The organism is Altererythrobacter sp. H2, assembly GCF_035319885.1.
Lineage (GTDB): Bacteria > Pseudomonadota > Alphaproteobacteria > Sphingomonadales > Sphingomonadaceae > 34-65-8.
Map to the genome: position 1 here is coordinate 2,553,881 of NZ_CP141285.1, position 23,703 is coordinate 2,577,583.

The 23,703-nt window shown below is 63.9% G+C and carries 19 protein-coding genes; 5 read left to right on the top strand and 14 right to left on the bottom strand.

Annotated elements, in window-relative coordinates; all coding sequences use genetic code 11:
* Window positions 1-43 precede the first annotated feature (43 nt).
* The 9 genes from U4960_RS12645 to U4960_RS12685 all read right to left on the bottom strand — a co-directional run bounded on the left by U4960_RS12645 (window position 44) and on the right by U4960_RS12685 (window position 10,188).
* Entirely contained in the window at window positions 44-619 is a 576-nt protein-coding gene (locus tag U4960_RS12645) for a hypothetical protein (protein WP_324260990.1), read from the bottom strand.
* Window positions 620-752: 133 nt separating this feature from the next.
* The gene (locus tag U4960_RS12650; protein ID WP_324260991.1) at window positions 753-2,105 is read right to left on the bottom strand and encodes a serine hydrolase domain-containing protein; all 1,353 of its coding nucleotides are present in this window, start codon (window positions 2,103-2,105) and stop codon (window positions 753-755) included.
* A gap of 86 nt (window positions 2,106-2,191) precedes the next feature.
* A complete protein-coding gene (gene rplQ, locus U4960_RS12655; protein ID WP_324260992.1) occupies window positions 2,192-2,611 on the bottom strand; it encodes a 50S ribosomal protein L17 in 420 nt (139 codons plus the stop codon).
* Between the two features lie 87 nt (window positions 2,612-2,698).
* Complete coding sequence (locus tag U4960_RS12660; RefSeq protein ID WP_324263105.1) at window positions 2,699-3,754, bottom strand: DNA-directed RNA polymerase subunit alpha; 1,056 nt, start codon at window positions 3,752-3,754, stop codon at window positions 2,699-2,701.
* Between the two features lie 103 nt (window positions 3,755-3,857).
* Entirely contained in the window at window positions 3,858-4,247 is a 390-nt protein-coding gene (gene rpsK / locus U4960_RS12665) for a 30S ribosomal protein S11 (RefSeq protein WP_324260993.1), read from the bottom strand.
* Between the two features lie 62 nt (window positions 4,248-4,309).
* The gene (gene rpsM / locus U4960_RS12670) at window positions 4,310-4,678 is read right to left on the bottom strand and encodes a 30S ribosomal protein S13 (RefSeq protein ID WP_324260994.1); all 369 of its coding nucleotides are present in this window, start codon (window positions 4,676-4,678) and stop codon (window positions 4,310-4,312) included.
* A gap of 338 nt (window positions 4,679-5,016) precedes the next feature.
* Window positions 5,017-6,372 (bottom strand): NADP-specific glutamate dehydrogenase, encoded by a 1,356-nt coding sequence (gdhA, locus tag U4960_RS12675; RefSeq protein WP_324260995.1) that lies wholly within the window; start codon window positions 6,370-6,372, stop codon window positions 5,017-5,019.
* A gap of 196 nt (window positions 6,373-6,568) precedes the next feature.
* Entirely contained in the window at window positions 6,569-7,567 is a 999-nt protein-coding gene (locus U4960_RS12680; RefSeq protein ID WP_324260996.1) for a 5'/3'-nucleotidase SurE, read from the bottom strand.
* A 20-nt stretch (window positions 7,568-7,587) separates the two neighbouring features.
* Window positions 7,588-10,188, bottom strand: a complete 2,601-nt coding sequence (locus tag U4960_RS12685; protein WP_324260997.1) for a TonB-dependent receptor — start codon at window positions 10,186-10,188, stop codon at window positions 7,588-7,590.
* A gap of 220 nt (window positions 10,189-10,408) precedes the next feature.
* Between U4960_RS12685 and U4960_RS12690 the strand changes: the two genes are divergently transcribed.
* Both U4960_RS12690 and U4960_RS12695 read left to right on the top strand, forming a co-directional pair.
* Window positions 10,409-11,515, top strand: a complete 1,107-nt coding sequence (locus tag U4960_RS12690) for a TetR family transcriptional regulator (RefSeq protein ID WP_324260998.1) — start codon at window positions 10,409-10,411, stop codon at window positions 11,513-11,515.
* Between the two features lie 148 nt (window positions 11,516-11,663).
* Window positions 11,664-13,013: a sensor histidine kinase gene (locus U4960_RS12695; RefSeq protein WP_324260999.1), complete on the top strand. Its 1,350-nt coding sequence runs from the start codon at window positions 11,664-11,666 to the stop codon at window positions 13,011-13,013.
* 118 nt (window positions 13,014-13,131) lie between these two features.
* Here U4960_RS12695 and U4960_RS12700 read toward each other — a convergent pair whose 3' ends face one another.
* Window positions 13,132-14,856 carry an N-acyl-D-amino-acid deacylase family protein gene (locus tag U4960_RS12700; protein WP_416379121.1) on the bottom strand — a complete coding sequence of 575 codons (1,725 nt, stop codon included), beginning with the start codon at window positions 14,854-14,856 and terminating at the stop codon, window positions 13,132-13,134.
* Between the two features lie 125 nt (window positions 14,857-14,981).
* Here U4960_RS12700 and U4960_RS12705 point away from each other — a divergent pair, with 125 nt between their 5' ends.
* Window positions 14,982-16,154 carry an acyl-CoA dehydrogenase family protein gene (locus U4960_RS12705; RefSeq protein ID WP_324261000.1) on the top strand — a complete coding sequence of 391 codons (1,173 nt, stop codon included), beginning with the start codon at window positions 14,982-14,984 and terminating at the stop codon, window positions 16,152-16,154.
* On the opposite strand, the gene U4960_RS12710 is transcribed toward U4960_RS12705, so the two are convergent.
* The 4 genes from U4960_RS12710 to otsB are packed head-to-tail and all read right to left on the bottom strand — an operon-like array spanning window position 16,151 to window position 21,129.
* Window positions 16,151-17,113: an NAD(P)H-binding protein gene (locus U4960_RS12710; protein WP_324263107.1), complete on the bottom strand. Its 963-nt coding sequence runs from the start codon at window positions 17,111-17,113 to the stop codon at window positions 16,151-16,153. The genes U4960_RS12705 and U4960_RS12710 overlap by 4 nt on opposite strands.
* A 50-nt stretch (window positions 17,114-17,163) precedes the next feature.
* Window positions 17,164-18,549 (bottom strand): alpha,alpha-trehalose-phosphate synthase (UDP-forming), encoded by a 1,386-nt coding sequence (locus tag U4960_RS12715; protein ID WP_324261001.1) that lies wholly within the window; start codon window positions 18,547-18,549, stop codon window positions 17,164-17,166.
* A 7-nt stretch (window positions 18,550-18,556) separates the two neighbouring features.
* Window positions 18,557-20,383, bottom strand: coding sequence for a glycoside hydrolase family 15 protein (locus U4960_RS12720; RefSeq protein ID WP_324261002.1), 1,827 nt, complete (start codon window positions 20,381-20,383; stop codon window positions 18,557-18,559).
* Between the two features lie 2 nt (window positions 20,384-20,385).
* Complete coding sequence (otsB, locus tag U4960_RS12725; RefSeq protein ID WP_324261003.1) at window positions 20,386-21,129, bottom strand: trehalose-phosphatase; 744 nt, start codon at window positions 21,127-21,129, stop codon at window positions 20,386-20,388.
* Window positions 21,130-21,233: 104 nt separating this feature from the next.
* On the opposite strand from otsB, the gene U4960_RS12730 reads away from it, so the two are divergent.
* Together U4960_RS12730 and U4960_RS12735 are read left to right on the top strand one after the other, a co-directional pair.
* Complete coding sequence (locus U4960_RS12730; RefSeq protein ID WP_324261004.1) at window positions 21,234-21,593, top strand: hypothetical protein; 360 nt, start codon at window positions 21,234-21,236, stop codon at window positions 21,591-21,593.
* An 80-nt stretch (window positions 21,594-21,673) separates the two neighbouring features.
* Complete coding sequence (locus U4960_RS12735; RefSeq protein ID WP_324261005.1) at window positions 21,674-23,545, top strand: ABC-F family ATP-binding cassette domain-containing protein; 1,872 nt, start codon at window positions 21,674-21,676, stop codon at window positions 23,543-23,545.
* Window positions 23,546-23,703: the final 158 nt, after the last annotated feature.

Genomic DNA, 23,703 nt, shown 5'->3' on the forward strand with positions numbered 1-23,703 from the left:
CATCAGCCTGAACCGCCCCTGGCTCGCCACTCAGCCTGATCGATCAACGCAGGCCACGAATGCCGCTGAAGTCGAGATAGGTCACCCGGCCACGCTCGATCCGGCAGTCGAACCGGCCGCTGTCGCTGCGGTTGTTGTTGTAGCCCCAGCGGCTGTCATAGCGATCACGCCCGTTCCAGCCACGGTTGCCATCGACCACCACGTTACCGCGCACGCGCCAGCCATTGCGGGTATCATCGACGTCCCGGATCTGCGTCACTTGGGCGTAGCGATAACCGGCGCGGCGCGCGTCCTGCCGGGCGGCGTTAACACAGCGCTCTACGGCGGCACGGGGGTTGCCGCGTGCCTGCCAGCGGTCGCCGCCGCGATAGTTGTCACGGTAATTGTCACGATAGCCGTAGGAACCATCCCGGTAGCGGTCATCGCCGCGGTTGCCCACAGCAGCCGCAATCGCAGCAATTCCGCCGATGATCACGGCACCGGCAATCACGTCGCCGGTCGAAATACCGCCGTCACGGTGGTCGTTGGCCAACGCCGGAGTGGCGGAAGTCATCGCCAGCGCACCGGCAGCGACGGTTCCGAGCGTCCCTTTGGCCAGGGCCTTGGTAATGGTCTTCATCGCACGTTCCTTCGATACCGGCCTGCGGGAGTGCGTCCGGCTTCGAAGCCTGTTGTAGCGATTCGCGGTGAGATCACGCTGAACTGCGCTGACAGGAAACGTTCAGAAATATGACAACTTTACTGAACGTTCCTTAATTGAGGGCCGCGAGCACGCCGCGGGTAAAAGCGGCGATATCAAACCCGCTCCCGACAGGGTCTTCGCCCCGGCGGACGATCACCACGTTGCGGCTCGGCACGATCACGACATACTGCCCCCGGTTGCCGAAGGCCGCGAAGGTGTCGGGCGGTATGCCGTCTGACTTGTTCATCAGCCAGAACCCGGCACCATAGCCGAACTCGCCCTGGGGCTGAGGGCCAGACGGGGTAGACACATATTGGACCCAGCCCTCGGGCAGGATGCGGGTGCCGTCGGGCAACTTGCCGTCATTGAGATAGAGCTGGCCGAACCTGACCAGGTCAAGGGGAGTGGCCCAGACCTGACTGGAGAGCACATAGCCGCCCTGCCAGTCTGCTTCGGCAGTCGTGCCAGTCATGCCGATTAGCCGGAGCTGCTCCGCCACCGGATACCTTTCAAACGAGGCCGAGATGGCCGCCGAGGCCATCAGCGTGTCATTGTTGGCATACCGGAAGACCGAGCCGGGGGAATGGATCAGGGGCCAGTGGGCCGCGCTCTCGCCGACGGTCGCACCGCCGAAGTAGAGCGGGTCAGTGCGATTACCCGGCGTATCGGAATAGCGGCCCGATGCCATGCGCAGGAGGTGATCGACGGTGATGGCACGGCGCGGATCGTCCGCGCTTTCACCAAGCCCTGCCGATGCAGTGACTTCAGCCTCGCCGCGATGGACCGCCATACCGACCAGAGTAGCAGCGAGACTCTTTGCCACCGACCATGTGCGCTGGGGCACAAACGGCCCAAAGCCGTCGGCAGATACCTCGTCCACCACGTCATCCGCCCGATAGACAATGACCGAGGTTGTCCGGCTGCCCTTGCCGTAGCGATCACCCATCGCCGCCAGCAACTCTGACCGGACAGGTGTTCGCACCTTCGTGTGCCAGTTGGCCATCACGGCATCTCGATACCGTGGCAGTTCATGCCCGGTGACAGAGGGCTGCATTCCCATCGGCATCAGCGCGCAGCCCGCCTCCCCCCGATACCGGGCAAAGCGGGCCGGACTGTCCTCAGCCCAGTCGACGGCGACATAATCGATCACGCCACTGGCATTGACCCTGATGGAATGGGGAAGGCCATTTACGATGCTGTTCAGGGGGGCCTGAATGCCGGTCAGTTCCCACTGCGCCACATGTTCTGGCGAGCGATCCTGCCCGATCCGCTCCGCATTGGCTATCGCGCCGCACAGCATCAGCGCCTTGTAACCCGCTGCCAGGGCGCGGTCGTACCTGGCGTCGAGAGCCTCCTGCTGGCTTTGTGCTGCGGCGGGAGCGGCGAAGAGCAGCGTTGCGGCTGCAAGGGCGGTGCGGATCATGGCTGCACCCTACCCGGCGCAGGGCAAAAGAAAAGGGCCGCCGGATTGCTCCGGGCGGCCCCTTTTCCCGATTGCGAAAACGCGGCTTACGCGTCTTCGAATTCTTCTTCGTTCTGCACCGGGCCGCTGTCCTGGCCCTTGGCGCTGACATCGCGGTCAACCAGCTCGATCACCGCCATCGGGGCGGCGTCGCCAGCGCGGATGCCAGCCTTGATCACGCGGGTGTAGCCGCCTTCACGGTCGGCATAGCGCGCTGCCAGGACGTCAAACAGCTTCTTCAGCTGGGTCTCGTCAAGCAGGCGGGCCTGAGCCAGACGCCGATTCGACAGGCCGCCACGCTTGGCGAGCGAGATCAGCTTTTCGACATAGGGGCGCAGTTCCTTGGCCTTGGGAACCGTGGTCATGATCTGCTCATGCTTGATCAGCGCGGCTGCCATGTTGCGGAACATGGCATTGCGGTGGCCGGTCTTGCGCTGCAGCTTGCGGCCGGAAATCTTATGACGCATTTTTCAGTCCTTCGTTCGTAGGGAGCCCGTATCAGGTTGCTCCATCCTGGTCGGTAAGGCCGACCGTCCTTTGTCGTGGGGGCCGGATCAGCCGAGCAGTTCCTGCTCGAGCTTCTTGGCCATTTCCTCGATGTTTTCCGGCGGCCAGCCAGGGATGTCCATGCCGAGGCGCAGGCCCATCGAGCTCAGGACTTCCTTGATCTCGTTGAGGCTCTTGCGGCCGAAGTTCGGGGTGCGGAGCATCTCGGCCTCGGTCTTCTGGACCAGGTCACCGATGTAGATGATGTTGTCGTTCTTGAGGCAGTTGGCCGAACGGACCGACAGTTCCAGCTCGTCGACCTTCTTGAGCAGGTAGCGGTTGAGCTGGTTGGCATCCGATTCCTGCGGTTCTGCCGCATGGCCGATCATCACGCCCGGAGCAGCCGGAATGCTGTCGTCGAAGTGGACGAACAGGGTCAGCTGGTCCTGCAGGATGCGGGCGGCGTAAGCCACTGCATCGTCAGGGGTGATGGTGCCATCGGTTTCGACCGTCAGGCTGAGCTTGTCGAAGTCGAGTTCCTGGCCAACGCGGGCCTTCTCGACCTTGTAGCTGACCTGGCGCACCGGCGAGTAGAGCGAGTCGACCGGGATCAGGCCAATCGGCGCATCGATCGGGCGGTTGTGCACGGCCGGCACATAGCCGCTGCCGGTATCGGCCGTCAGTTCCATGTTCAGCGTCGCGCCTTCGTCAAGCTGGCAGATGACGAGACCCTTGTTCATGATCTCGATATCGCCGCTCACGGCGATGTCTCCTGCGGTGACGGCGCCCGGGCCGGTGGCGGAAAGCTGGAGGCGCTTGGGGCCTTCGCCCTGCATCCGGATCGCGATCTGCTTCACGTTGAGCACGATGTCGGTCACGTCTTCGCGCACGCCGGCAAGCGAGGAGAATTCGTGGAGCACGTTCTCGATCTTGATCGAGGTGATAGCCGCGCCCTGGAGCGAGGAGAGGAGCACGCGGCGCAGGGCATTGCCCAGTGTCAGGCCGAAGCCGCGCTCGAGCGGCTCGGCCACGAAGGTCGCCTTGCGGGTCCGGTCACCAGCGTCCTTGATTTCAAGGTTGCTGGGCTTCTTGAGTTCCTGCCAGTTCTTGGTGTTGACGGACATGGATTTCCCCTGGGGTTCGAAATGCGGGCGGACCGGGGCGCTGGTCATGCGCGTCCGGTCCGTGAATGGTCGGCGGGGACTCGCCCCGCCGGGCAGGTACGGATCAGACGCGACGACGCTTCGACGGCCTGACACCGTTGTGCGGGATCGATGTCACGTCGCGGATCGAGGTGATGGTAAAGCCCACCGCCTGCAGCGCGCGCAGGGCGCTCTCGCGACCCGAACCGGGTCCCTTGATTTCCACTTCGAGGGTGCGGACGCCGTGCTCGGCGGCCTTCTTGCCAGCGTCGTCCGCAGCCACCTGAGCGGCGTAGGGGGTCGACTTGCGGCTGCCCTTGAAGCCCATCATCCCGGCGCTGGACCAGCTGATCGCATTGCCCTGGGCATCGGTGATGGTGATCATCGTGTTGTTGAAACTGGCATTGACGTGCGCGACGCCGCTGCTGATGTTCTTCTTGTCGCGCCGCCTGATCCGGCCGGGTTCGCGTGCCATGGTTCGTATTCCTTTTCAGTATCGGATGAAGGCAAAAGCGTGCGGGAAGTTCCCCGGAACGCTTACTTCTTCTTCCCGGCGATCGGCTTGGCCTTGCCCTTGCGGGTGCGGGCATTGGTGTGGGTGCGCTGGCCGCGAACAGGCAGGCCGGAACGATGACGCAGGCCGCGATAGGACCGCTGGTCCATCAGCCGCTTGATGTTCATCGCGGTTTCACGCCGCAGATCGCCTTCCACCGTATAGTCGGCGTCGATCGTTTCACGGATGCGAAGAACTTCTTCGTCATTCAGGTCCTGCACCCGGCAGGCCTGGTCAATGCCGAGCTTTTCAGCAATTTCCAGCGCCTTGGCGCGACCGATACCGTGAATATAGGTGAGCGCGATAATCACGCGCTTGTTGGTGGGGATATTGACCCCGGCAATACGAGCCACTTACTTCTCCATGCTCCACAGGGGACTGGCATTGTCGGCACAAGGCCGGGCCACCCCTATCTCATCGCGGTTACTCACCGACCACCCCGGGCCACTACGGCAAAAAGTCCGGTTGGCGCGCACAAAGGCTATCGCCTGCCGGACTTGTCCGAGACTGTCGAATGAACGGGCCGCTTAGGACGATTCGGACCACGCGTCAACAGGCAAGCGCCTGTGCGCAGTGCCAGCCCCGCGAAGTCGCGCGCGGCAGAGATGCCCGTTACCTTGCACTGGCCTCCGGGCCTGTCAAGACAGCAAAGCCACCCTCGCCGCGCGCGCGCCTCTCGCTCAGCCCCCCGTCAGACGACGCCGAATGCCAGCATGGCATCGGCCACTTTCTTGAAACCGGCGATGTTCGCACCCTTGACGTAATCGACATAGCCGTTGCCGCGATCACCGTAGGTAATGCACCGTTCGTGGATCCCGTGCATGATATCCTTCAACATTTGCTGGAGCTCCGCTTCGGACCAGCTGCGCCGCTCCGAATTCTGGCTCATTTCCAGCCCCGAGACCGCGACCCCGCCAGCGTTGGCCGCCTTGCCCGGCGCGAACATGATCTTCGCATCCTTGAACACGTGCACGCCTTCAAGATTGGTCGGCATGTTGGCCCCCTCGCTGACCGCGATGCAGCCGTTGGCGACCAGTGCCCTGGCATCCTCGCCCAGCAGTTCGTTCTGGGTCGCACAGGGCAAAGCCACGTCACAGGCAACGTTCCAGGGAGTCTTGCCGGCATGGAAGGTGGAGCCCTTGAACTCCGCGACATACTCCTCGATCCGCCCGCGGCGATGGGTCTTGTGGGCCTTTACCCAGTCAATCTTCTCCTGCGTGATGCCGGCCGGATCGTGGATGAAGCCGCCCGAATCCGACAGGGTCAGGACCTTGCCCCCAAGCTGGACAATCTTCTCCGCCGCATGGGTTGCGACATTCCCGGAGCCGGAAATCACCGCCGTCTTGCCGTGGAGGTTCTGCCCCTTGGCCGCGAGCATGTTCTCGAGGAAATAGACCGCGCCATAACCGGTCGCCTCGGTTCGGATCAGCGAGCCGCCCCATTCGAGGCCCTTGCCGGTCAGCACCCCGGTAAACTCGTTGGTGATGCGCTTGTACTGCCCGAACATGTAGCCGATCTCGCGCCCGCCCACGCCGATGTCGCCAGCCGGCACGTCCACATCCGCGCCGATATGGCGATAGAGCTCAGTCATGAAGCTCTGGCAGAAGCGCATGATCTCGCGCACGCTCTTGCCCTTGGGGTTGAAATTGGAACCGCCCTTGCCCCCGCCCATCGGCAAGCCGGTCAGGGCGTTCTTGAAGGTCTGTTCGAAAGCCAGGAACTTGAGCACGCTTTCGGTGACGCTGGGATGGAAACGGATGCCACCCTTGTAGGGCCCGATCGCATTGTTGTTCTGCACCCGCCAGCCCCGCTGGACGCGGATATTGCCGTTGTCGTCTTCCCAGCAGACGCGGAAACTCACCACCCGGTCGGGCTCAGCAATGCGCCGCAGGATCTGCTGCGAATGGTACTCTTCCTTGTCGGCCATGAATTCGAAGATGTCTTCGGCCACTTCCTGAACCGCCTGGACAAACTCCGGCTGGCCCGGATTGCGCTTTTTCACGCCTTCCATGAATGTCGGAAAATCTACATGATCGGATACTGCCACGGTCGCCCCCTCCTGCTGGTGGCGCTGCTTCCAAAGTTGGAAGACAGCGATTGCGACCCGGCATCAACCGGCGCGATTGCGACTCGCGCTCTGATCCCGATGTGTCGGGCATGGTAGCGCGCTTTTGCGGCGCGCCAAGCGCTTGCTTGTGCTGCTTTGGTTATTTGCAGGAGGGCAGTGCGGCAGGGCACATGACCTACTGCCCCTTTGCAGGAAGTAGTGCGGCCAGTTCCTCTCGTGTCAGAACTGCGCCGCCGGCGGGATAGGCATAGCCGGCCTGCATCGGACTCACCGCAATTGCGCTGCGATAGACCACGCTCTCATCGTCCATCTGCTCGGGCGCGGGGGCGGCGGTATTGAAATCGAAGCTGACGCCCGGAAGCGCCGGGATATCCATGCCGCGCGACTTCGCCATCATCTGCATCATCGGTGAAGCGCTGGCCGCCATGTCATTGGTGAAGCCGACCTTGTAGGCGTTGTAGGAGCCGATATCGCTCAACTGCCAGCGCGCGCCTGCAGGCTGGTCAGGAAAGTTTACATTAAGCGCGAGACCGGCCGGCAGCAGCGCACCGCTGCCGGCGCGGGCATCGAGATGGGTAAGCAGTTCGACTGTGCGGTGCGCAACCTCGTCCGAAAGGGGATTGTCCAGATTGGCGCTTTCGGTACCCGCCCCGGCGCTGAGTGCTATGGCGGGGACGCCGCTGACAGCGGCATATTGGGCTGCGCTCACCGTACCTGATGACAGGATGATCGCACCAACATTCTGGCCTTCATTGGGGCCGGACAGCACCAGATCGGGCATCTTGCCCCAGCGCGCCTTCCCGACCACGTCCAGTCCGTGGAGCAGCGCCGCCACCGGAGTCCCATCGACATAGTGGAAATCGCCCGTCGGCAGTCCCGCACGGGTCATTTGCCCGGCGCCCGGATCGCCGGCCTGTGCCGCAGCGTTCAGGCAGGCTGTCTTGAGCGGCGCGATCGGACGGGCGATCCCGAGCGCGGCCCCCTGTCCGCTTTGGTTGGTGCAGGGCACCGATACCACGACATCATGCCCCGCCTCCTTCAGTGCCTCATAGAGCGCCACGACATTGCTGGTCAGGCCGTCGTCATTGGTCAGCACGATATTGCGCGCCGATGCCGATGCCGGGGCGATGCCCAGCGCACTTGCGGCGAGAAGAGCGGTGAGGAAGTGACGCATGATAGATCCCCTTGGGCTGATCAGAAGTTGAAGCGCACGCCGAACAGATAACGCTCGCCAATTCGCTCCACCTCGGATGGGGTCGCTGGCGTGCCTTCATAGGCAACATAGGTTTCGTCGGTGAGGTTGGCGAGATCTGCGAACACGGTGATGTTGGGTGTCAGCGCATAGCGGACGGTAACATCAAGGTTTTCGAACCCCTGCCGGAACTCGCCCGCGCCCAATCCGCCGATGGTGTCCAGGAAATCGGTGCGTTTCTGGTAGGCAACCCGCAAGCTGAGCCCGGCATATTCATAGAACACCGAGGCGTTCAACACCGTGTCCGACAGCCCCTGGAAGGCGAGCCGCTCAAGTTGACCGGCCGCATTGCGCGCCTCGAAATCACCCCCCAGCAGCGTCAGGTTGCCCTGCACCCCCAGGCCAGCGAGCGCGCCGGGCAGGAAATCGAACTGGGTCTCGATATTGAATTCGACCCCGTAGAGCTTGCCGCTTTCGCCGTTGAAGGTCGATCCTAGCAGATAGTCCGACCGGTCGATCCCGCCGCTGTTGTAGAGGTCCGATCCGACCCGCTGCTGGCTCTGGTACAGCACATCCTCGACCCAGCGGTGGAAGCCGCTGATCGACGCGATGCCGTTGCTGGAGAAATAGTATTCGACGGCCGCATCCACGCCCCAGGTATACTCGGGCGTGAGGAAGGGGTTGCCGCCGCCGATGGTGGCGCCTGTGTCACTGATCGAGGCGCCGACGCGGATCGCGGCATAGGCGGGGCGCGAAACCCCGCGCTGCCCGCCAAGGCGCAGCACGACATTGTCGCTGGCCTCGTAACGGATGTTGAGGCTTGGCAAGAGATCGAAGAAGTCCTGCGACACGGCCAGCGGGGTCTGGACCGCGCCGGTCAGCACGGTGCCGGCATTGTCGATATCATACTGCTCGGCGCGCACGCCGGCGACCAGTTGCAGCGGCCCGGCATCCCATTGCGCCATCGCATAACCGGCAATGTTGCGTTCTTCCTGATCGTAGAACGAGGTCGGAAGGACGAAGCGGTTGGGGTCAATCCCGGCGCGCCCCAGCGCGGCCTGCAACTCGCGGTTCATCGCGCGGGTATCGACATAGTTGATCCCCACGCCGAGCGGGAACCGGGTGTCCCACGGCCGGTCAGTTGCGAAGCTGTTGGGGTTGAACCCGGTCGCCGCCAGCGGCACCACGCCGCCGATACCGATGTTGTTGCCCACGATGTCACGCTTGGTCGCATAGACACCCGCGCTGATCTTGAGCTCATCGAGCTGCTTCCAGGCATCAAGCCGCCCCGACCAGGCATCAGAGGTCACGCCCTGAATGATCGGAATCAGCAAGGTCCGCGGCAGGTTCTGTTCGGTGATCGGGACCGACGTCAGCTCTGCCCCGCGCGACAGCACGCCGCCGGTATTGATCGTGCGGAACAGCCGAACGGTGGGGAAACGCGCATCGGCGGTGCGATCATAATCGACGCTGACCGACCGGATCGAGGACTGGATCAGCGGCAGATCCGTGGTATTTTCGGTGCGGGTATAGCCGATGATGGCCTTGATGCCGCCTTCGGGCGTTTCATAGTCGAACCCGGCCGATCCGATGTAGTTCTGGTTGAGGTAGAGCCCGTCATTGTAATTGGTGGTGATCGAGACATTGTCGAGGCTGCCAGTCAGCAACCCGCGCGTGCCGCGCGCGGCGGCCTCGCCAATCTCGATTTCGTAGGCGTGGCGTTCCTCACGGTCCCGGAACTCGGTGAAGATGCCGTTGACGAACAACTTCAGGTCAGCGCTGGGGCGGACCTCAAAGGCACCAAACAACCCGTTGTTTTCACGGGTCAGTTCGTAATTGCGAATGTCGATGTCGATGGGAACGCCGTTCGCATCGTAACCGGCCTCGCGGTTGTCGGTGACCTGGTTGCGACGGTAATGCGAGCCGCCGATGGCAAAGCCGATGCGGTCATTGGTCCATGAGAGGCGCAACGAGCCCTGACGCTGCGGCCCTTCGCCAAGGCTCATCAGGCCGTAGCCCGCATCGCCGGTGATACTGAAACCCGCCTTGCCGTCATCCAGCGGCGAGAAGGTTTGCAGGTCGACCAGGGCGGTGATCGCCTCGGCAGTGATGTCGGGGGTGAGCGATTTGTTGACCACCAGCTGCTGCAATAGCACCGCAGGCACCGCGTCGAAGCGGAAAGCACGTTCCCCGCCGCCTTCGTCGGTGCCGGTCTGCGGAAGGCCGTCGATGCTGACCGAGGTCCAGCGGTTGGGGGCACCCCGCACCTGAATGTAGCGCGCCTGGCCCTGGTCGAGCTGCACCGCAACCCCTGGGAGGCGGGCAAGTGCGGCCGCAATGTTCTCGTCCGGGAAGCGCCCGACAGAGTCGGCGGTGGCGACATCGGTGACGTTGAGCGCGGCACGCTTGGTCTCGGTCGCATTTTCGAGCGAGCCCCGGATGGATCCGGTGACGACGATGACATTGCCAACCTCGCCCTCGCCAGCAGCGGTGGCCCCGGGCGAGACGTTGTCCTGGGCGGCGACCGGCAGCGCCAGAAGCAACGCTCCCAGCGCACCCCCGCTCAGCATGGCGGCCCGGAAAGACTTGGTTACAAGCGACATTGACGATACCCCTATTGCCTCGATTCGCCGCCTAGCTAGAACGCTTGTAAGTAATCTGAGTGACAGCGATACGACCGGTTCCCGGAACCGAAGAACGGGAGGGTTTTCTGTGTCGGACAACAGGGGAGAGGTCACAAACCGATCACAGTTTACCCGAAAACCCGTCTTTAATCCGACGCAGTTCCGTCTCATTGAGGCGCTGCTCGACGTCTGGTGCACAGTGCCCGCAGATGCGATTTCCGTGCGGCTGGTGGTGCAGAAGGCCGCCGCCGCGCAGTCTTCGATCCATTATCACTTCGGCGATATGGAACGGTTGTATCTCGCGGCGGCGGGCACCGCACTGCGTGAGGGCCAGGCATGGATGGAAGCCCAGCTGATGCGACTTGGCGCGCTCGCCGGGGAACCGCTTTCGGCCGAGTTGCAAGGCTCGCTGATTGCCTCGACCATTGCGGACTGGACGGCCGGGCAGCGGCGACTGGCAATGGCATGGCGCCATGCCCCCGATGCGGAATGGCAGGCCGCGTGGGACGGGTTCTGGCGCCGCCTTGCAACCATCCTCGGCCTTGGTGAACACGCGGATTGCATCGCCTGCTTTGCCGCAGGAGAAGCTGCGCGCCACCTGCTGGTATGGAATCCGCTGCTCGACCGCGCCTTGCTGGAAGAAACGGCGGCCACCTTGACGCTATGGTTAAGCGAGCAGCGCCGTGGAACGGAACGTGTTCGCCCCACTTATCGTACCCTCGCCCAGCGCGGCTATAATGTGCCCGTGCTGCATCTCGATGGGTCGGCACCCGGGATTGCAGATGCAGCCGCCGGGCTGCTGGCAGACAAGGGACATGCCGGCGTCACCTTCCGCGCGGTCGCGAACCAGGCCGGGGTTACCCTCGGCAAGGTCATTCACGTCTTCGGCACCAAGAGCGCCCTGCTCCATGCAGCCCTGCACAGTCTCTACGCGCGCGAGGCTCTGGGCGGCGACCCTGACCAGCTACTGGTGCGCACGTTCGCCCCCGAAGCGATGCTCGAACGGCTGCTCGAAGCGGTCATCGGCAGGCATCAGCCGGTCCTCACAGCCTATGACGAGATCGAGCGCGCGATCTACAATGGCGACGATTACGTTTCCTTGCGCGGCCTCGTGCGCGCCATGGAGGATCCCAGCGGGACATGGGCGTTGCAACAGATGCTGGGCGGGATGCGGCCTGATGCATCGCTCGTCGCGGTATTTTCCGCTGTCATTCGGGGGGTTGGCTATCGTGCGGTCCATGGCCGACTGGACGAAGACGAACTGCAATCCGGTGCGCGGATGGCACTGCGGCCCTTTCTGCTCTGACCAGAGGCGATCGCTTAAGCCAGCCGCGGGCGCCAGGGTCGCAACCAGGCAGCAGACCGCGGGATTGACCGGCCGCCCCCCTGCTTGTGGTCCCGGAGTGCTTTCGATATCCAGTGGCCGGATCGCACAGATAAACAGGGGGCCTTGCGTGCCAGACACTCCGCTCGACCTTCTACTGCTGATCGAAGACACTCCCGCGATGCTCTGGCGCGGCGATCGGGAAGGGCGATGCGTCTTTCTCAATCGGGCTCAACGGGAATTCTGGGGTATCGCAAGTCCGGTGCTTGACGAGTTCGACTGGGCAACCACCCTTCTGGAGGAGGATCACGACAAGGTGTTCGGCCCCTTCAGCGAAGGCATGATGCGCGAACAGCCGTTCATGTGCGAGGCGCGCTATCACCGAGCTGACGGCGCTGTTCGCGTGCTGCGAACGAAGGCGTCTCCCTACTTTTCCCAGTCTGGCGTGTTTTGCGGAATGATCGGCGTCAACGAGGATGTAACTGACCTCAGGGAGGTGCAGGCGAGCCTTGATAAGCAGAACGAGGAGCTCACCGACAGCCTTCGCATGGCGAGCAGGGTCACCAGCCGGTTTGAGCTGGCCGCTCAGATCTCCGGCCTGGCGATGTCAGAGCATGACGAGCTTTTGCGATATACATGGTCCCACAACCTGCCGGGCAGTTGTCTCGGCCAGACGCCCGCAGAGTTCATCAGCGGTGATTTCGGCACGAGGATTGAAGCAATTTTGCAGGAAGTGCTGACCTCCGGTGAACCGGCCGCGACAGAGATCGATTTTCTGCTGGATGGGCGCCGGCACTGGCTTGAAATTCAAGCCTGCCGCATCACCACCGACGCGAACGAAATCCGGATCATCGCCAGCGCCCTTGATGTCACCGCCCGCAAGCTCAACGAAGCCAAGCTGGAGTTATTGGCCAAAGAGTTGGCGCATCGGGTCAAGAACATTTATTCGGTGAACGAAGCGATCATACGCCAATCAGCAAAGTCATCGAATGTAGATCCGGAATTCCTCGAATCCATAACGGATCGCCTGCGCACGCTTTCGCGCGCTCAGGATGCACTGCTGGCAAGCCCGCATGACCGCGTCTCGGTGAAATCCATCGTCGATGTCAACCTGGGGCATCTCAATTCGATCGACGTTACTGGTGATGATGCGACAATTCCCGGTCGTTCAGCACCATACCTTGCCCTGGCCCTGCACGAACTGGGGACCAACGCGACCAAATATGGGGCGCTGTCGGACGATGCCGGGAGGGTGTCCCTGGATTGGCACGAAGATGACAAAGGTTATCTGCATATTACCTGGACAGAGGCTTCAGACACAGACCCGATGTCCGCGGAGAAGGAAGGATTTGGAACGGCATTGCTGACCCGCGTCTTCGCGGCTGCAACGAATGGAAAGGTAGACCGCAGCTTCAGCCCTGCCGGACTTCGCTGGTCTGCCATAATTCCGACGGCACCCGAACTCGGCGTGTTTGACTAGCGCAGCCCGCAACCGCTGCCAGTTCTCTTCGCACCCAGCGCTGCGCTATCTGATGTGCACGATGGGATACCCGCCGGATACCGTCATGCGTGGAGGGACGATACCATCGGCGGCAAGGTTAGCCCGCGTAGCCCGCGCCCCGCACCAGCTTTCCCGGCCTTGCGCCGGTAGACTGATCGAACCGGCGGATCACTTCACCCGAAACGATCGTCGCATCATAGCCGGTCGCGCGCTGATGCAGGCGGCGGCCGCCTGCGGGCAGGTCATGGACGATTTCGGGCAGATGCGGGCGCAGGTTGTCGAGGTCGATCACGTTGAGGTCGGCCTTGGCGCCGACCGCGAGCATCCCCCGGTCAGTGAACCCGACTGCGCGCGCAGCCTTGGCTGACAGCATGTAGACCGCCTCGGCCAGCCCGAACTGCAGCGCCCCGCGCTTCTGCACGAACTCGCTCAGCAGGTAGGTCGAATAGCTCGCATCGCAGATCGCGCCGTAATGCGCGCCGCCGTCGCCCAGCCCCGGAATGCAGTGCGGGTGTTTCAGCATTTCGTGCGCGCTCGCCAGCGAGGCGTTCTCGTAATTGCCCAGCGCGGCGAGGAACAGGCCCTTGCCGCCCGTGGCCAGCACCCGGTCATAGGCCACCTCTTGCGGGGTGCACCCCCGCGCCGCCGCCTGGCCCGCCATGCTCATCTCGCGCGGCGGGGCATAGTCCGGCGGATCGTCGAGCGGGAACAGCCAGTCCCAGTTGCGCGCGAGCGCATTGAACGGGTGGCCGGGGGCGAAATCCTCGCTCAGCAGCGCGGCGCGCAGACCGGGGTCGCGCATGGCCTCGACCTGCTGGTCAATCGGCAGGTGCGCGATCTTTGCCCAGCTCGGGCACAGCACGAACGGATGGACGGTCAGCTCCAGCCCGGCAATCAGCCCGATCGGGCGCGGCATGACCTGCGCAGTGGCCTGCCCGCCCGCATCATTGGTCCGCTCCAGCATTTCCAGCACGCGCCGCCAGCGCGGCGGCGCATCATTGCCGGAAGCCAGCGTGAAGGTCGCCGGGCGGCCGCTCGCGGCAATCACCCGCTCGATCACCTGGTATTCCTTGTCCCACCCCACAAAGGCATCGAGCACGACCTGGAAGGTCCCTGCACCCGCATCAGCCATGCCGCCGGTGATCGCTTCGAGCTCAGCCACCTCCGCCTCGAAGGTGGGGATGGCCTCGCCGTCAGCCGTCTTGTGGATCGACAGGCGCGAGGTGGCGAAGCCGAGAGCACCTGCCCGCATGGCTTCGGCAGTCAGGCGGCGCATCAACGCCAGATCGTCGCTGGTCGCCACTTCACGCGCAGCGCCCCGTTCTCCCATGGCGTAGACGCGCAAGGGCGAGTGCGGGAGGTAGGCGGCCACGTCGATATCGCGTTGCCCGCGCGCCACGGTGTCGAGGTATTCGGGGAAGGTCTCCCAGTCCCACGGCAGGCCTTCTGTCATGACCACGCCGGGGATGTCCTCCACCCCCTCCATGACGTTGATCAGCATGTCGTGATCAGCCTTGCGGCACGGGGCGAAGCCCACGCCGCAATTGCCCATCACCGCTGTCGTCACGCCATGGGCGGACGAGGGGCTCAGTTCCTCGGCCCAGATGCATTGCCCGTCATAATGGGTGTGCACGTCGATGAACCCGGGGGTGACGATCCGCCCGCGCGCGTCTATTTCCTCGCGCCCCGAGCCTGAGACAGCGCCCAGCGCCGCGATGCGGCCGCCGCTGATCGCAACATCGCCCTCGATCAGGTCACCGCCTCTGCCGTCAACAATCGTGCCGCCCCGGATTACCAGGTCAAAGTCGTTGGCCATAAGCATCATCCCATCCTCTCCCCTCGCTTGCAGCGGGCCATTCCGGTGGCAACTCGCACAAATGGGGGCGTCCCGAACCTTTCGCATCCTGAGCCTTTGGCTTACGCGAATGCAAGAGAGGAACCACGCCCATGAGCATATCCGAACGTGCCACCGCGATTGCCGAGAAGGTCGAGGCGTTCGTTCGCGAAACGGTCATCCCCTACGAACGGGACCCCCGCCGCGATCATCACGGCGCACCGACCGACGAACTGGTGATGGAAATGCGCGAGCTTGCCCGCGCCGCCGGGGTACTTACGCCGCATATCCTGCCCGATGGCAGCCACCTGACGCAGCGCGAAACGGCGGTGGTGCTGATCAGGAGCGGCCTCTCACCGCTCGGCCCGCTTGCCTGCAACACCATGGCCCCGGACGAAGGCAACATGTACCTGCTGGGCCACAAGGCCACGCCGGAACAGAAGGAACGCTTCCTCAAACCGCTGGTCGAAGGGCGCGCCAGATCTGCCTTCTTCATGACCGAGCCGGCCGAGGAAGGCGGCGCCGGGTCCGATCCGTCGATGATGAAATCGACCTGCCGACTTGATGGCAACCACTGGGTGGTGAACGGCCGCAAGACCTTCATCACCGGCGCGCAGGGCGCCAGCGTCGGGATCATAATGGCGAAATCGGACGAAGGAGCCTGCATGTTCCTGGTCGACCTGCCCGACCCTGCCATCAGGATCGACCACGTGCCCAACACGATCGACAACTCGATGCCCGGCGGCCACGCCACGCTGACGATCGACAACATGCGCATTCCGGCTGACCAGATGCTGGGCGATGCCGGCGCCGGGTTCACTTACGCGCAAGTCCGCCTTTCACCTGCCCGCCTGTCGCACTGCATGCGCTGGCTCGGCTCGTGCATCCGCGCACACGAGATCGCCACCGACTATGCAAACCGCCGGGAGGCCTTCGGCAAGCCGCTGATCGACCATGAAGGCGTAGGCTTCATGCTGGCAGAAAACATGATCGACCTGAAGCAGGCCGAACTGATGATCGACTGGTGCGCGGGCGTGCTGGACACCGGCTCGCTCGGGACGGTCGAAAGCTCGATGGCCAAGGTGGCGGTCTCAGAAGCACTGATGCGGATTGCCGACCGCTGCGTGCAGGTGATGGGCGGCCTTGGCGTGACCGACAAGACGATCGTCGAGCAGGTGTTCCGCGAAGTGCGCGCCTTCCGCATCTATGACGGGCCGACCGAAGTCCACAAGTGGAGCCTGGCAAAGAAGATCCGGCGGGACTGGAAGGCCTCCCTCCAGCCCTAGAATACTGCGTGATCGCGCCGCTCGGGCACGGCCGTGCCGTCAAGCACGGCGCGGTAGTAGTCGAACAGCGTGTCGCTGCCGGTGGATGGCGTCACAGCAGCGTCATAGCGGCCCGTCACCGGGTCCAGCACCAGCATCGACTCGGTCGCGTAGTAGCGGCCGATCCTCGCCAGTTCGGCCTTGTCCGCCAGCGGCGGGATTACGCGACCCACGATGCCGAGCGCGCTTGCAATTGCGCCCAGCAGGGCAACCGGAACTGACCGGAACTGCGGCTCGCGCCCCAGCATGGCGAACAGCGCCTCGCCCTGCTGACGCGGGGTGATCGCCTCGCCCGGGCCGCCAACCGGCAGGATCCGGTTCCATCGCGCCTCTTCGCTCAGGCAGTCCACCAGATAATCGGCGAGGTCGCGATCGCTGATGGGTTTGCAGGCGGTCAGCGTGCCGTCACCGAACAGCAGGAACGCCCTGCCCTGCCGGACCCGCTCGATCTGGCCGGAAAGCGACTTGAAGAAGGCGGTCGGTCGCACGATCGAATAGCGCAGGCCCGATCCCGCCAGCGCTGCCTCGAACGCCAGCTTGGCGTGCTGGAAGGCCAGCAACGGCCTCTGCACGCAGATGGCGGAGAGGAGGACGAAGTGCCTCACACACGCCTGTTTTGCCGCCTCAAGCGCCGCAAGATTGGCATCGTGATCGATCGCCCAGGCATCGCGCGGTACGCCGGTGCGGGAGGCAAGGCAGGAGATAACCGCGTCGAACCGGCCCCCGGCAAACCCATCCTCGGCTAACGCCCGCCGATCAGTCACATCGACCAACCGAACTTCTGCACCCGCGAAACCGGAAGTATTGTCGAGTGGGGTTCGGACCAGGCAGACAACCTCGTGCCCCCGGCGAAGGAGCGCCGCAACCGTAGCCCGGCCAATCGTGCCGGTCGCCCCCAGAACACAGACGCGCTGCGCCATTGCCACGTGTTACCCGCTCCCCCCGGACAGGCGGTTCCTGCCGGACAACCCTATTTGCCCGCCTGCGACAGGTCGCTGGTGAACCGCTCGGTCCAGCGGGTGACATTCTCGTCACGCACGCAGGCGTGCATCTTTTCCCAGCGTGCTTTGCGCTCGTCCAGCGGCATGTCGAGCGCCAGCCTGATCATGGAGGCAATGTCGTCAGGGCTGTAGGGGTTCACCAGCAGGGCATCGGTCAACTGCTGTGCCGCGCCGGCAAAGCGTGACAGGATCAGCACCCCGGGATCATCCGGATCCTGCGCGGCGACATATTCCTTCGCCACCAGGTTCATCCCGTCGCGCAGCGGCGTGACCAGTCCGATCTTCGAGGCGCGGTAGCAGCCGAACAGCTCGGCCATGGTATGCCCCTGGTTGACATAGCGAACCGGCACCAGATCGATCCGGCTGCGTGCCCCGTTGATCTGCCCGGCTTTCTGTTCCAGTTCGGCGCGGATCTTCTGGTAGGAACCGATGTCCTCCCGGCTGGGCGGTGCGATCTGGATGAAAACCAGATCGTCCACCCGTTCCGGATGCCGGTCGAAGAAGCGCGCAATGCCGTCCATCCGCTCAGGCAGGCCTTTGGAATAGTCCAGCCGGTCAACTCCGATCATTGCCGTGCGGTAACGCGTGCTGGACAGGACGCGCTGCGCCGTCTGGCGGGCCTCGCCAGAGTCGCCCTGGGCCATGAAATGCGCGTAATCGATGCCGATCGGATAGGCCCGGGCGATGACCGTGCGGCCGTCGATATCGATCCGCCCGGTGGCATCGTCCACCTGCGCGCCCAGTTCCTTGCGGCAGTAATGGAGGAAACTCTCCAGCCACTCGTCACACTGGAACCCGATCACGTCATAGGCGAGCAGGGTGCGCACCAGCCGCTCGTGATAGGGCAAGGACACGAACAGGCGGGTGGGCGGCCAGGGAATGTGCAGGAAGAACCCGATCCGGTTCTTGACCCCGCGTCGCCGCAGGCCGTCACCCAGCGGGATCAGGTGATAATCGTGGACCCAGATCAGGTCATCAGGCTGAACCAGCGGGGTGAGGCTGTCAGCGAACAGCTCATTGACCCGCTCGTACCCCATGGCCGTGTCACGCTCGTACTCGGTCAGGTCGAGCCGGTAATGGAACAGCGGCCAGAGCGTCGAGTTGGCATAGCCGTTGTAGTATTCATCAATATCCTGCCGGGCGAGGTCGATGGTGGCCATCGTCACCCCGTCGTAGTCGGCCACCTTCGGTTCAACCGAGGGTGTTTCCGCCTCCTGGCCTGACCAGCCGAACCAGACGCCGCCAGTTTTCTTCAGCGCCGCATTCAGCGCCCCTGCCAGCCCGCCCTGGGCACCGGCAACGCCGCGGGCTGTGGGCATGGCGACGCGATTGGATACGACGAAGAGACGGCTCATGTTTTGGTCATCGAATTGTATTCCAGCTTTTTGACAACAGCCCGGCGCAGTTGATCACGCCAACCAACGAATAGGTCTGGGGGAAGTTTCCCCACAGCTCGCCGGTTTCGAAGTCCATGTCTTCGGACAGCAGGCCGGAACGGGTGGTATGGCCAAGCATGGTTTCGAACAGTTCGCGCGCTTCATCGACGCGCTCGCTCCGTGCCAGCGCATCGATCAGCCAGAACGTGCAGATGTTGAAGGCGGTTTCGGGTGCGCCGAAGTCATCCTCCTGCGCGTATCGCAGCATGTGTTCGCCCCGGCGCAGGGCCTTCTCGACCGCCGCAAAGGTGGAAACAAACCGGGGATCGTCCGGTGCAAGATAGCGCAGCTCGACCATCTGCAGCAGGCTGGCATCCAGGTAATCACTTTCGAAGCTGGCCCCGTAATGCCCGCCATCTGGGTGATCGACCCAGGCTTCGGCCTCGATCTTTGCCCGAATGGCGTCTGCCCGCTCGGCCCAGAATGTGGCGCGGTCTGGCCGGCCCATCCGCTGCGCCGCGTTGGCCAGCCGGTCGCAGGCCGCCCAACTCATCACGGCAGAGTAGGTATGGACTTCCTGACGGGTGCGGAATTCCCACAGTCCGGCGTCGGGCTGGTCGTGCTTTGCCCAGGCCATCTCGCCGACTTGTTCCAGACTTTCAAAGTCGTGTTCGTCCGCCATGCGGAGCAGGCGCCGGTCGAAGAAGCCCTGTACCGTGGGCAGCACGATCTGGCCGTAGCAATCATATTGCACCTGCAGGTATGCCGCGTTGCCCACCCGGACCGGGCCCATCCCGCGATAGCCTGCCAGATCGGGGGCAAAGTCTTCATCCAGTTCGCCTTCGCCCATCACGGAATAGAGGGGCTGGATGTCTCCCCCGTTGGCGTTGTCGACAATGTTACGGAGGTAAGCCAGATACTTCTCGAGCACGTCCAGCGCGCCAAGCCGGTTGAGGGCCTGCACGGTGTAATAGGAATCGCGGATCCAGCAGTACCGGTAATCCCAATTGCGCTGGCTGCCAGGTGCTTCGGGAATCGAGGTGGTCAATGCGGCCACGATCGCCCCTGTTTCCTCGTGCTGGCACAGCTTGAGGGTAATGGCGCAGCGGATCACCTCGTCCTGCCATTCAAGCGGAGTGGCGAGGCCGCGCACCCAGAGCTGCCAGTACTTGCGGGTCAGGTCCTCCATCTCGCGCAGCTCGGCACGGACGTTCCCGCTGAACGCCTCGTCCGGGCCCAGGAAGAAGTGCTGGTCGCTTTCCACCCGGTAGGCACGGCCTTCCAGAACGTAGCCGACCGGCGCGTCGGTCGACAGGCGCATGGCCTGATCGCCCACCAGATAGCGGATGTGATTGGTGCCATTGGTGGTCTGTGCCGCATTCGCCCCGTAATCGTGCCTGGGCCTGAGCGTGATGGTCATCCGGGGTGTACCGGCCACCGGGCGCACCACGCGGACGAAGGCCACTGGCCGGTACATCCGGCCCGAACGTTCGAACCGGGGGCAGAAGTCGGTGATCTCGACCGCGCTCCCATCCTCCGCCTCCAGCCGGGTGACCAGGATCGGGGTGTTGCGGACATAGTGTTGGGTGGTTGAAACCTGGCCGACCAGCTCGAACCGCCAGACGCCCTCTGCCCGGTTCTCGCCATTCAGCAGCGAACAGAACACCGGATCGCCATCGACCCGCGGGATGCAGCCCCACACCAGCCCCGCCAACTCGTCGATCAGGCCGGACACCTGGCAATTGCCGATCGGCCAGAGCTGGAGGGTGGGCTGCTCGGACGATGCTGAAGCCGGTACGGGGGAAGCGGGCATTCTTACAACCTCAACCAGGAATGGACCGCTTGGGGGCCGGAGAGAAAAAACGCTGCGTGGTCACTGGACCGCTCCCCCACGGCAATTCCGAAGCCGCCAAGGCGGGTGCAGGCGGCAAAGCCGTCTTCGTCCGTCACATCGTCACCGATGAAGACCGGCATCGCGCCGTTGAAAGGCTCTTCGGCCATGAACAGTTCCACTGCCGTGCCCTTGTCTGCGCCCGGATGGACCAGTTCGACCACCCTCTTGCCGGGTTTGGCGGTCAGGCCATGTCTCTCTGCCAGGCCAGTCATGAAGGAAAGGCAATCAGCCTCCCTGTGCGGCGCGGCGCGTGAGTGCAGCGCGGCGCCATGCGGCTTGTGCTCGAACCCGACGGCTTCGCGCAAGGCGAAAGCTTCTACTTCGGCAACAACTTGGGCCGGAATGGGTGCAGGGCCGGTGCCGCAGCCCTTGCCATCCGCGGTTCTGAGAGCCGCGCCGTGGGAGCCTGCCAGGGCAACGGCCAGCGCGCCGCAATGCCGTTCGATATCGTCAATGCCCCTGCCCGACACGAGAGCGAGGCGTCCATCCAATGTGGCTGCAAGCGCCACAAGGCGCCGCGCCAGCGAACCCGGCACAACGATGGCATCCGGCGATGGCGCGATCTCGACCAGGGTTCCGTCAAAATCGACGAAAAGGGCCAAGGGTCCTTGCGCCAGCAGCGCGGAGAGCGGCGGCGGCGCGGGTCTGGTCGGTTTGGCTGGCATTGCCTGTCAACATAGGTCTGTGCGTGGTCAGGTCAACGCAAGGCCGCGCGGGGCTGCCCCTGCGATGACTTGCATTGAGGGGGTCAACGTTGTCTGATGGCAGGATGCAGCCCCATACCCGCGCCATAGTTGCCGCCGCCGCCCATGCCTTCGTCATCGGCAAGATAGTTTCCGGTGTGTTCGACCACGCGCGGCAACAGGATCTCCAGATCGCCGCCGAGGCCCGCGGCCAGCGCCTCCAGCTTCAGGACGGGGATCGCGGCGTGCGCTTCGGCGGCACCCTGCCCGAACTCTACGACGCAGGAGACAAGGCCTTCGTTTCACTCGAAATTTCCGGAAACAGGGCCACCGGCTATGATCGGCAATCGTCCGGCCACTTCGTCGTCACCGTAACCGAGGAACAGGCGCAGCTCTACGATTACAGTGCGGAAGCGTGGTTCGCCTTCGATATCCGGGTGGTCTGACCCCAAGCGCCACCGCCCTTGGCGAATTTGCAGTCGGAATTTTGGTTGGGCAGGCCATGACTCGCTGTTAAGGGCCGCCCATGCTCACCATTGACGGTCTCACCGTCCGGCTCGGCGGCCGGACCATCCTCGAACGCGCCAGCGCCACCGTACCACATGGCGCGCGGGTGGGGCTGATCGGCCGCAATGGCGCCGGGAAGTCGACCCTCATGAAAGCCGTGATCGGCGAGATCGAGCCCGATGACGGCGAAATTTCCAAGCCCGCCAGGGCCCGGATCGGCTATATCGCGCAGCAGGCCCCGAGCGGGTCGATCACGCCTGAAGAGGTGGTGCTTGCTGCCGACGTCGAGCGCGCACGATTGCTGGCAGAAGCCGATACCTGCACCGATCCCGACCGGCTGGGCGAAGTGCATGAGCGACTGCTCGCCATCGACGCCTACAGCGCGCCGGCGCGGGCCGCGAAGATCCTCAGCGGGCTGGGCTTCGATGAAGAGATGCAGCGCCGCCCGATCGACAGCTTCTCCGGCGGCTGGAAGATGCGCGTGGCGCTGGGTGCGCTGCTGTTTTCCGAACCTGATATCCTGCTGCTGGACGAGCCTTCGAACCACCTCGACCTGGAAGCCACGCTGTGGCTGGAAAACTTCCTCAAGAGCTATCCGGCCACGCTGCTGGTAATCAGCCACGAACGCGATCTGCTCAACAAGGTGGTGGACCATATCCTCCACCTCCAGGGCGGCCAGCTCACGCTCTATCCGGGCGGCTATGATGCGTTCGAGAAGCAGCGGGCAGAGCGTGCCGCGCAACTGGCAGCGGCCAAGGCCTCGCAGGATGCACAGCGGGCCCGCTTGCAGGACTATGTCGCACGCAACAGCGCCCGCGCCTCCACCGCCAAGCAGGCCCAGTCGCGCGCCAAGATGCTCGCGAAAATGCAGCCGATCGCGGCCCTGATGGAAGACCCCTCGCTCAGCTTCGATTTCCCCGATCCGGGCGAACTGCGCTCCCCCATGATCACGCTGGACAAGGCGGCGGTCGGCTATGGAGACGGGCCGCCCGTGCTCCAGCGCCTCAACCTGCGGATCGATGCCGACGACCGGATTGCATTGCTCGGCCGTAACGGCAACGGCAAGACCACGCTGGCGCGCCTGCTGGCGGCGCAGCTCGCCCCGGCAGATGGCGGGATGAATGCGCCGGGCAAGCTGAAGGTCGGCTACTTCACCCAGTACCAGGTCGAGGAACTGGCAGGCGATGACACGCCGCTGGCGCTGATGGCGCGGGCGATGGATGGCAAGTCGACGGGCGCGATCCGCGGGCAGCTCGGCCGGTTCGGGTTTTCCGGCTCGCGCGCCGAAACAAAAGTGGAGAAGCTGTCGGGCGGGGAGCGGGCGCGGCTGGCGCTGGCGCTGATCACCCGCGATGCGCCCCATCTGCTCATCCTGGACGAGCCGACCAACCACCTTGATGTCGATGCACGCGAAGCGCTGATCCAGGCGCTCAATGGCTATTCGGGCGCAGTTATCCTGATCAGCCATGACCGACATATGGTGGAGCTGACAGCCGACCGGCTGGTGCTGGTCGATGAGGGAACCGCGCGGGAATATGCTGGCAGCATTACCGACTACATCGACTTCGTGCTGGGCCGCAACCAGCCGAAAAAAGACCCGAAACCTGCCCAGCCCAGTGCGCCCAGAGCGGCCAACCCGTCAAAGGATCGGGCCCAGGCACGCTTCGTCCGCTCCGAACAGGCCAAGGCCGAAAAGGCCATGGCGAAGCTGGAGGCGGAGGTCGCCGCGCTCGATCAGGCATTGATCGATCATGGCAGCTCAGCCGCAGCAGGTGGCAAGTCGATGGAAGAGCTGGTTGCCGCACGCGAACGGGCGAGCGGAAAGCTGCAACTGGCCGAAGCCGAATGGCTGGCGCTGGGTGAGAAGCTGGACAAGCTCGATCACGCCTGAGGCGCGCTGACGCGGGCAGGTGCCGACAAGAAAAATGGCCTCCGCCCGAATTTCGGACGGAGGCCTTGAAGTTCGAAGAGAAGGAGCAAGCCCCTTCCCCCCACGGGTCGCCTCGGTGGCAGTCAGGGCTGCCGGATCCTGTTCAGGCGTACGGCGCG